Source organism: Colidextribacter sp. OB.20, from assembly GCF_009911595.1.
GTDB lineage: Bacteria > Bacillota > Clostridia > Oscillospirales > Oscillospiraceae > Lawsonibacter.
The window spans coordinates 20282-28546 of sequence record NZ_QWKG01000058.1 but is presented as its reverse complement, the minus strand read 5'-3'; the positions used below and the strand labels follow the sequence as shown (position 1 = coordinate 28546).

Below are 8265 nucleotides of genomic sequence, written 5' to 3'. Positions count from 1 at the left end.
AGGCGCCCTCCGCCGCCGCTGCGGCCACCGCCGGCCCCTGTCCCGTGGCCAGTCCGCACAGCACCGCCGCGGCCACCATCCCTGTCCAGATGACTGTCATAGTCAAAACCGCTCCCCTCCCTTGTCCCAATATATATGGTAAAAGCTGGAACGATATGCAGAGGGAAAATATCGGCCCCGCAGAATATGCAAGCTTTCTCCTCTTTTTCCACAAAAATTTTACACTTTTTGACTTAAATTGCCTAATTGAAACAGTTGACAGAGTATTTTTTTCTCGATACAATAGGGAATGCAAAAAATAATGACGACGACAATGGAACAACGAATCTAAAATAGATGAAAAAGGAGGAAATTACATGAAATCCACTGGCATTGTCCGCAAGGTAGATGAATTGGGCCGCATCGTACTGCCGATCGAGCTGCGCCGAACCCTGGATATCGAGGAGAAGGATTCCTTGGAAATTTACATGGATGGCCCATCCATTGTGCTGAAGAAATTTCAGCCCGCCTGCATCTTCTGTGACAACGAGAAGGACATCGTTGAGTTCCGGGGCAAGAACGTCTGCCCCCGGTGTTTCCGGGAGATGGATTCCGCGTTCCGCAGGTAACAAGGAACAAAAAACAGCCTCTCTCCAAAAAGAAGAGAGGCTGTTTTTTGTTGGATTCAGCCCGTGATAGTCAGGGCGCGGATGGAGAAGCCGAACATGCTGTCCTGAGGCTGGAGGGTGGCCTGGAACCGGGTCAGAACCTGGCCGTCTACCTCATAGATCAGGGCGCCGGTGAGGACCAGACCGCTCTGGCCGGAGACGGCGCTGTCCAGCTGGAGCCGGGCCTGATCGTCCTCCCCCCGGAAGAGCACGTAGCAGCGGGAGACGTTGTCGTAGTTGATGCGGTCCCGCAGTTCGGCAGGCAGGGGGGGCAGGCTGTCTACATCCAGCTCCAGGGCGGCGGCGTAGTCCCGCACCGTCTCCTCGGGGAGGAAGAGCTCACCATTGTCTGAGCTGGTGCGGCTGTCCAGCTGGCCATAGAGGGAGAGCATGTTGTACAGCCCCTCCCAGGCCAGCGTGCCGTCGCTCAGGTCCAAAACCCGGGCGTCGTGGTTCAGCAGGGCCAGCACCAGGCCGTGAACGGCGGGGAGCATGGTCTCGGCGGCGCCGGTCTCAGCGGGGACGTCTCCGGGAAGAAACTCCTGGACCTGGACGGGAGCCGGGGCCTCCTCGTGGCCGGCCAGGGCCGTATTGCCAAGCGGGACGATGAGCATCGAGGCAATCACAGCGGTCAAAAGAAATTTTTTCATGAGGAGACCTCCTTTCCCTGTTGTGCTTTTAGTATAGCACGCCCGTTCTGTTACCTTCTTATCGAACCTGTTACGGGCCAGTGAAAAATTGGTTACAAATTGGTAGCGTTTTTCCCGAGCCCGTCCACATTTGTAACCTATTCGGCCCAGGGGGGAAGTATGACCGCTTTTTTCTCCGGTTGACCCGGGGGCGGGTTTGGGGTACAATGGAGAAAAACTCCCGTCCCGCCCGCAGGCGAAAAAGCCTCCTTTTGAAAGGAGGTGGCACGGCCTGAAAGGCCGTGACGGAGGATTGCATTTTGGCGAAGCCAAAATGTACGAAGGAAACAAGTCTTACTGAAAGCTGATTTGCTTCGCACGTTTTGCTGCGCAAAACACAATCCTCAGTCAGCCTTCGGCTGACAGCCCCTTTCAAAAGGGGCCTTGGACCTGCGGGGGACGAAAGACTGAAACCGAAGGATGTTATACATATGTTGAACCACCAACAGGAGCTACGATTCTGCAAGGCCCGCCGGGAGGCCATTGCCCGGGATTTCGCCCGCCTGAACCCGGAGCAGCAAAAGGCCGCCCTGGCGACGGAGGGCCCTCTCCTCCTGCTGGCGGGGGCGGGAAGCGGCAAGACCACAGTGCTCATCCACCGTATTGCCAACCTGATGAAGTACGGTCGGGGCTCCGACTGCGAGGAGGTCCCCGAGTCTGTCACCGGGGACGACCTGGCCTTTCTGGAGGAGTACGCCAAGACAGGCCGGGGGGACAAGGCCCGGCAGGAGAGACTGTGCCGCCTGGACCCCGCCGCCCCCTGGACCATCCTGGCCATCACCTTTACCAACAAGGCCGCCGGGGAGCTGAAGGACCGGCTGGCCAAGATGCTGGGCCCCTCCGCCAACGATATCTGGGCCTCCACCTTTCACTCCGCCTGCGTGCGCATCCTCCGCCGGGACATCGACAAGCTGGGCTTCTCCTCCTCCTTCACCATCTATGACACCGGCGACTCCCTCCGGGTGGTGAAGGACATCCTCAAGGAGCTGAACATGGACGACAAGCAGTTCGCCCCGCGGTCGATGCTGGGATATATCTCCCGGGCCAAGGACGCCATGAAGCTGGCTCCGGAGTTTTTGGCCGAGTGCAAGGCCTCGGAGGATTTCCGGCTGACCAAAATCGCCAACGTGTACATGGAGTACCAGCGCCGGCTGTGGGAGGCCAACGCCCTGGACTTTGACGACATCATCCTCCACACCGTCCGGCTTTTGCAGGGCTTTGAGGAGGTGCGGGCCTACTACCAGAAAAAATTCCGCTATGTCCTCATCGACGAGTATCAGGACACCAACAACCTGCAATACCTGCTGGCCTCCACCCTGGCGGGGGGGTATGAGAACTTCTGCGTCGTCGGCGACGATGACCAGTCCATCTACCGCTTCCGGGGGGCCACCATCGAGAATATTCTGTCCTTTGAGAAGCAGTACAAGGGGGCCCGGGTCATCCGCCTGGAGGAGAACTACCGCTCCAGCGGACATATCCTGGACGCCGCCAACGCCGTCATCCGCAACAACCAGGGCAGGAAGGGCAAGGAGCTGTGGACCCGGGCGGGGGCGGGGGAGCTGCTCCGCCTGTATACCGCCATGAATGAGAACGACGAGGGGCAGTACGTGGCCGCCAAAATCCTGGAGAACTATGGCCAGGGGAGGCGATGGAAGGACCACGCCGTGCTCTACCGGATGAACGCCCAGTCCAACCAGATTGAGCAGGCCTTCAAGCGCAATGGCGTCCCCTACCGGATCATCGGGGGCACCCGGTTCTTCGACCGGGCGGAGGTGAAGGACGTGCTGGCCTATCTGGCCGTGCTGGACAACCCGGAGGACGACCTGCGTCTCACCCGGATTATCAACAATCCCCCCCGGGGCATCGGAGCCAAAACGGTGGAGACCGCCCAGGAGCTGGCCCGGCGGGAGGAGTCCTCCTTCTACGCCGTCATTGACAACGCCGCCCTCTACCCCGAGCTGCAAAAAGCCTCCAAAAAGCTGGGGGAGTTCACCGGGCTGATTCAGGAGCTCTACCGGCTCCTGGCGGAGAACACCCTCACCCTGCCGGAGTTCTATGAGGAGCTGCTGGCCCGCACTGGCTACGCTGTTATGCTGGAGACCAAAAACACCGTGGAGGACCGCACCCGCCTGGAGAACGTGCGGGAGCTGCTCACCTCCATCAACAGCTATCTGGAAAACCGGGCCAATCCGGAGGAGAGCCTGATTGAGGCCCTGCACAACTTCCTGGACGAGATCGCCCTGTACACAGACATCGACAGCCACGATCCCTCTCAGGATTGCGTGGTGATGATGACCATGCACGCCGCCAAGGGGCTGGAGTTCCCTGTGGTCTTTGTAGTGGGGGCGGAGGAGGGCATCTTCCCCGGTATCCGGGCCATCGGCGAGGCGGAGGAGATGGAGGAGGAGCGCCGGCTGTGCTACGTGGCTATGACCAGGGCCAAGGAGCAGCTCTGCCTCACCTGCGCCAACCAGCGGATGCTCTTCGGCCGCACCAGCTCCAACCGGCCCTCCCGGTTTGTGGAGGAGATCCCCCCGGAGCACCTGGAGCGGTCGGGCAAGAGCTTCCTGTCCGACCCGGCGGAGAGCTGGGGAGGGATGCCCAGCCGGTCGTCGGGCTACGGCGGATACGGCGGCCAGCGGCCCGCCTATGGGGCGGGGCGTGTAGGGCGCGACGACCTCGGCGCGCCGCGTTCAAACGGACGTATCCCCGATGGTACGGCCCGCCCCCAGGGACATACCTCCGCGGTTGGGGCGCCGGGTCGTCGCCCCCTACAAGGCACATCCGCCTCCCTCCAGCTCTCCAAGGGCGACACAGTGAACCACAAGGCCTTTGGAAGGGGCATGGTGCTGTCTGTCCAGGCTATGGGAGGGGACGCCCTGGTGGAAATCGCCTTCGACAATGTGGGCACCAAGCGGCTGATGCTCAAGGCTGCGGCGGCGCATATGAACAAGCTGTAAATTTTTTGTGCGGGCCGGAACTTTTTCCCGGCCCGTGCGTCTATATATAGAGAATGGTATCGAGGTAAGAGGCGAAGCCGTTTAGAGGCTGTTCCTTAAAAGAATTTTAAGCTTTTGTAACCGCCTTGTAATTGCTTTGTCACGGCCGAAGGGCCTATAATCAAATATGATGGACAACATAGTCAGCCCGACAGGCGGGCTCGTTAAAATAGGAGGAAGCCGCTATGCCAGAAGTAAAGGATACAACACAGGCCGCCGCCCCTGCCCAGGAGGCAGCTCAGACCAGCCAGCCCGCGCCCGCCGCCCCTCCCAGACCGCCGGTAAAGAAGCCGGCGGGGAAGGGAAAGAAAAAGATGATCAAGCGCCTCATCGCCTTGGCGGTGATTGCGGCGATTGTGGGCGGAGCCGGCTTTGGAATGTGGTACTTAGTGTTCCGGGAGGACAGCGCGACGAGCAAGCCGCTGACCGATGTGGCCCGGATCAACACCATCCAGAGCGTGGTCCAGGGCTACGGCACCGCCGTACCCAAGGAGTCGGCGGCCATCACCCTGAACGCCGCCGGCACGGTGGATGAGGTCTACGTCACCGTGGGTCAGACCGTCTTCGCCGGCCAAGAGCTGTACACCATCGACAGCCAGGCCGCCCGGGACAACCTGCAGAAGGCCCAGGAGGAGATGAACAAGCTGCTGGAGGAGGCCAACAACCTCACGGTCCGGGCCCCCTTTGCCGGCAAGCTGATGGATGTGCAGGAGTTCCAGCCCGACCAGGAGGTGAGCGTGGGTGCCAAGGTGGCCACCCTGGTCAACGACAGAAAGCTGAAGCTGTCCCTCTACTTCAGCTACGCCTATGAGCACGACGTCCGGGCGGGCCAGTCGGTCCAGGTGACAGTCCCCGCCGTGATGCGCTCCTTCACCGGCCATGTGGAGAAGGTCAACAAGGTCAGCTACATCTCCCCCGAGGGGGCGGTCCACTTTGAGGTGGTCATCGTCTTTGACAACCCGGGCACCCTCACCGAGGGGATGGACGCTGCCGCCGTCCTCACCGCCGCCGATGGCTCGGAGATCTATCCCTATCAGAACGGCCAGACCCAGTTTTACGAGACCCGGGAGATCCTGAGCAAGGCCTCCGGCCCGATCATAGGCCAGGGGAACCTGCTCAACTACGCCAATGTCCGGGAGGGAGAGGAGCTGCTGTATCTGGGGTCCTCCACCATTGACGAGAAGATTCAGAACCAGCAGGTGGAGCTGGACAAGGCCACCGAGGCTATGGACAACTTCAACGCCGTGGCCCCCATCGACGGCCAGGTTTTCTCCTGCACCCTGGAGCCCGGCCAAAACGTGAAGGAGGGGGATACGGTCATCACCATCTCCAACACCACCACCATGGTGGTGGATATCCAGGTGGACAGCCGGAACATCGGCTTTATTCAGGCGGGCATGACCATGGAGCTTACCGATGACTACGGCAACCCGGTGATGGGCACCGTCACCAACGTGGCCATGCAGGGCGAGGTGGGCACCGGCACCACCACCTACCCCGTCACCCTGGAGGTGGACAACTCGGGAGGCACCATCTACAACGGCTCCTGGCTGAACTACAAGCTGGTCACCGCCGAGTCGGTGGACTGCATCACCGTGCCCAACCAGTGCATCAAGCGGGTGAACGACGTCAACGGAGAGGCCCGCACCGTGGTCTTTATTCAGGCCGATTCCAAGCCGGACAACGCGGTGGAGATTGATCCGTCCTCTCTGGGAGAGGGAGAGGGGGGAAAACTGCCCACCTCCGCCGACGGATTCTGGCCCGTTCCCGTCACCACCGGCCTGTCCGACGTCTATAACTGCGAGATTACCGAGGGCCTGGAGGTGGACACCATCGTCTTTACCGGCTGGGGCTCCGGTCAGGAGGACGGCATGGGCGGCGGCCTCATGATCGGGTAAGGGGGCCGCGCCATGCTGATCGAAATACAGGATATCTTCAAGATATACAACGAGGGGAAGGAGAGCGAGGTCCGGGCCCTGGACGGGGTCTCCCTCACCATTGACCGGGGGGAGTTCGTGGCCATTGTGGGCCAGTCGGGCTCGGGCAAGTCCACCATGATGAACGTGCTGGGCTGTCTGGACATCCCCACCTACGGCACCTACCTGCTGGACGGCACCGAGGTCACCGATCTGAGCGACCGTCAGCTTGCCCGCATCCGCAACCGGGAGATCGGCTTCATCTTCCAGGGCTACAACCTGATCCAGGAGCTGGACGCCCTGGAGAACGTAACCCTGCCCCTGATCTATCAGGGCATCTCCGTTTTCGAGCGAGAGGACCGGGCCATGGAGGCCCTGGCCCGGGTGGGCATGGCCGACCGGGCCCACCACCGGCCCTCGGAGATGTCGGGCGGCCAGCAGCAGCGGGTTGCTATCGCCCGGGCCATCGCCACCCGCCCCCCCATCATCATGGCCGACGAGCCTACCGGCGCCCTGGACTCCAAGACGGGCCGGCACGTGCTGGAGATCCTCCGGGAGCTGAACGGCGAGGGCTCCACCATCATCCTCATCACCCATGACGACGGCATCGCCGCCCAGGCCAGGCGCCGGGTGCGGCTGACCGACGGAAAGATCGTCTCGGACGAGCGGGGAAAGGAGGCGGCCGCAGTATGAATCTGGTACAGGCCTTTAAGATGGCCTTCAAGTCCATCGCCATGAAAAAGACCCGGTCCTTTCTCACCATGCTGGGCATCATCATCGGTGTGGCCTCGGTGGTCATCATGGTGTCGGTGGTGTCCGGTCAGAACAAGAAGCAGATGGAATGGATGGAGGCCATGGGCAACAACATCGTGGACGTCTACGCCTACTCCAATACCGGCCAGGATATGGACGCCATCATCAACGAGTATGTAGCCGCCCTGGACAAGAAGCTGGTGGTGGGCATCTCACCTGTCATAAACCTGTGGGGCGAGATGATTGTCCGCTACGGCGGCAAGACCTACTCCACCCAAAACTGGGACGACTGGAAGGACCGAATCCAGGTGGTGCTGGGCAACGAGTCCTACGGGCTATGCAACGACTACGAGCTGGCCGAGGGCCGGGAGCTGTCCTTCCTGGACATTGAGAAGGAGAACAGCGTCTGTGTCCTGGGGGGCGGGCTGAAGGAGAAGCTCTTTAACTATACCAGCCCCGTGGGGGAGACCATCACCATCAACGGTCTGCCTTATCTTGTCATCGGCTGGTATCAGGCCAAGAATATTGAGGAGGATTATTCGGGGATAGACAATGTGCTCCTCCTGCCCTACACCGTCAACCGGACCCTGAATAAAAACCAGACCATCTCGGACTGGAGGATCAAGTGTACCTCCAGCTCGGCCACCAGCGAGGTGACCGCCCGGGTCCAGAACTTCCTGAACGGGATGTTCCCCACGGACGAGAATGGCAACCAGTGGGACGGCTACGGTTACGCCAACACCAATAACGACTGGCAGCAGAGTGCCCAGGAGTCGGCCAGGATGCAGACCCTGGTCATGGGCGGCATCGCCGCCATCTCCCTGCTGGTGGGCGGCATCGGCATTATGAACATCATGCTGGTCACCGTCACCGAGCGCACCCGGGAGATCGGCATCCGCAAGGCCATTGGCGCGGAGCGCCGGTCCATCATCGCCCAGTTTTTGATCGAGGCCGCCGTCATCTGCGGCATTGGGGGTATTCTGGGCATCATCTTCGGCTGCATGGGCTCCCTCATCGCCGGGAAGTTCCTCCTGGACGGCATGATCCTCTGGCCCGACCAGGGCATCGTGCTGGGGGCCTTCCTCTTCTCGGTGGTGCTGGGCATCATCTTCGGCATGTATCCGGCGGTGAAGGCCTCCGGCCTGCAGCCGGTGGTGGCCCTGCGGGCGGAGTGACATTTTGTAGGGCGCGACGACCCGGCGCGCCGTTCTGGAAACCAATGAAGCGTTAAAAACGGTGGGCCGGGGTCGCCCCGCCCCTA

The 8265-nt window shown here is 61.1% G+C and carries 6 protein-coding genes; 5 read left to right on the top strand and 1 reads right to left on the bottom strand.

Annotated elements, in window-relative coordinates:
- Positions 1-356: 356 nt before the first annotated feature.
- Complete coding sequence (locus tag D1641_RS13950; protein ID WP_160666717.1) at positions 357-608, top strand: AbrB/MazE/SpoVT family DNA-binding domain-containing protein; 252 nt, start codon at positions 357-359, stop codon at positions 606-608.
- A 56-nt stretch (positions 609-664) separates the two neighbouring features.
- Here D1641_RS13950 and D1641_RS13945 read toward each other — a convergent pair whose 3' ends face one another.
- A complete protein-coding gene (locus D1641_RS13945) occupies positions 665-1297 on the bottom strand; it encodes a hypothetical protein (RefSeq protein WP_160666715.1) in 633 nt (210 codons plus the stop codon).
- Between the two features lie 470 nt (positions 1298-1767).
- Here D1641_RS13945 and D1641_RS13940 point away from each other — a divergent pair, with 470 nt between their 5' ends.
- From D1641_RS13940 to D1641_RS13925, 4 genes are all read left to right on the top strand, one after another.
- Positions 1768-4296 (top strand): UvrD-helicase domain-containing protein, encoded by a 2529-nt coding sequence (locus D1641_RS13940; protein ID WP_160666714.1) that lies wholly within the window; start codon positions 1768-1770, stop codon positions 4294-4296.
- Positions 4297-4520: 224 nt separating this feature from the next.
- Positions 4521-6233 (top strand): HlyD family efflux transporter periplasmic adaptor subunit, encoded by a 1713-nt coding sequence (locus tag D1641_RS13935; protein WP_160666712.1) that lies wholly within the window; start codon positions 4521-4523, stop codon positions 6231-6233.
- Between the two features lie 12 nt (positions 6234-6245).
- Positions 6246-6944, top strand: coding sequence for an ABC transporter ATP-binding protein (locus D1641_RS13930; RefSeq protein ID WP_160666710.1), 699 nt, complete (start codon positions 6246-6248; stop codon positions 6942-6944).
- Positions 6941-8179 (top strand): ABC transporter permease, encoded by a 1239-nt coding sequence (locus tag D1641_RS13925; RefSeq protein ID WP_160666708.1) that lies wholly within the window; start codon positions 6941-6943, stop codon positions 8177-8179. Before D1641_RS13930 ends, D1641_RS13925 begins: the two co-directional genes overlap by 4 nt.
- Positions 8180-8265 lie beyond the last annotated feature (86 nt).